The organism is Mesorhizobium sp. M8A.F.Ca.ET.021.01.1.1, from assembly GCF_003998025.1.
GTDB lineage: Bacteria > Pseudomonadota > Alphaproteobacteria > Rhizobiales > Rhizobiaceae > Mesorhizobium.
The window spans coordinates 1-1,303 of sequence record NZ_RZSJ01000941.1 but is presented as its reverse complement, the minus strand read 5'-3'; the positions used below and the strand labels follow the sequence as shown (position 1 = coordinate 1,303).

The window sequence follows — 1,303 nt, the reverse complement described above, 5'->3', positions numbered from 1 at the left end:
CTCGAAGGCAATGTCGTGCCGCAATCGGTGAAGCTGCCGCTGGCTATTGTGGAGGATCCGAACTTCAAGGCTGGCCAGGATTTCTTCCCCGACCAGTCCGACAATTTCTTCGTCGGCAACTCCTTCCCAACCTGCGGCATCAATTTCAGCGCCCAGGAAATCATGGGGCAGACCAAGGAAAACCAGTAGGCTCACTGCTATCGCCGGCGCCGCGGGTCAACCCGCGGCGCCAGCCCTGAAATCCCATGATTGCCCCTGGGAGGGTTGATGGACGGTGCGGCTCCACTCTTTCGCATGGAAGGCATTTCCAAGCGCTATGGCGGCGTGCGGGCGCTGGAAAAGGCCGAGCTGACGGTCGAGGCCGGCAGCATCCATGCCATCCTCGGTGAAAACGGGGCCGGCAAGTCGACGCTGATCAAGGTCATGGCGGGTGTCGTGGCGCCTGATGAAGGCCGCATGATGCTGGATGGGCGCGAAGTGACCTTCGCTTCGCCCGGTGCGGCGAACAAGGCCGGCATCGTCTGCATCTTCCAGGAATTGTCGCTGATCCCCGAGCTCAGCGTTGCCGACAACATCGTCATTTCGGATCCACCCAAACGCTTCGGCATGATCGACCGCAAGGCACAGCGCCGCATCGCCGAGGACGCGCTGGCGCGGGCGGGCGCCGCCGATATCCATCCGCTGGCGCTGGTCAAGGACCTGCCGCTGTCGCGGCGGCAGATGGTGGAGATCGCCAAGGCCCTGGCGCGCAAGCCACGTATCCTCATCCTCGACGAGGCGACATCGGCGCTGACGGCTGCGGACGTCTCAAAGATTTTCGCTGTGCTGAAGCGGCTGCGCTCGGAAGGGCTGGCGCTGCTCTACATCTCCCACCGCATGAACGAAATCGCCGAACTCGCCGATCATTGCACGGTGTTCCGCAATGGACGCAACGTCGCCAGCTACAAGGCCGGCTCGAAGAGCGACAACGAGGTGGTCGAACTGATGATCGGCCGCGAGTACAGCCATATTTTTCCGCCCAAGCCGCCAGCGGCAGCGGCCAACGCCGCCCCCAGGCTCGAGGCGCGCAAATTGTCGTGGGCCGACCGGTTGGACAACATCTCGCTGACCGTCAGGGCAGGAGAGGTCGTCGGCCTCGGGGGGCTCGACGGCCAGGGCCAGCGCGAACTGCTGCTTGCTTTCTTCGGTGTGCTGCGTGGCCTCTCCGGCGAGGTGCTGATCGACGGCAAGCCGGTGACGATTACCAGCCCGGCGGCGGCCCGCGAGGATGGCATCGGCATGGCGCTCATCCCTGAAGACCGCA

Annotated in this window: 1 protein-coding gene and 1 pseudogene; both read left to right on the top strand. The window is 64.1% G+C overall.

Features of this window, described 5'->3' with window-relative positions; translation table 11 throughout:
• Positions 1-189: pseudogene (locus tag EOA36_RS35655) on the top strand (ribose ABC transporter substrate-binding protein); the annotation flags it as partial.
• 78 nt (positions 190-267) lie between these two features.
• On the top strand, positions 268-1,303 hold a 1,036-nt coding region (locus tag EOA36_RS35650; protein WP_145969523.1), incomplete at its 3' end, for a sugar ABC transporter ATP-binding protein.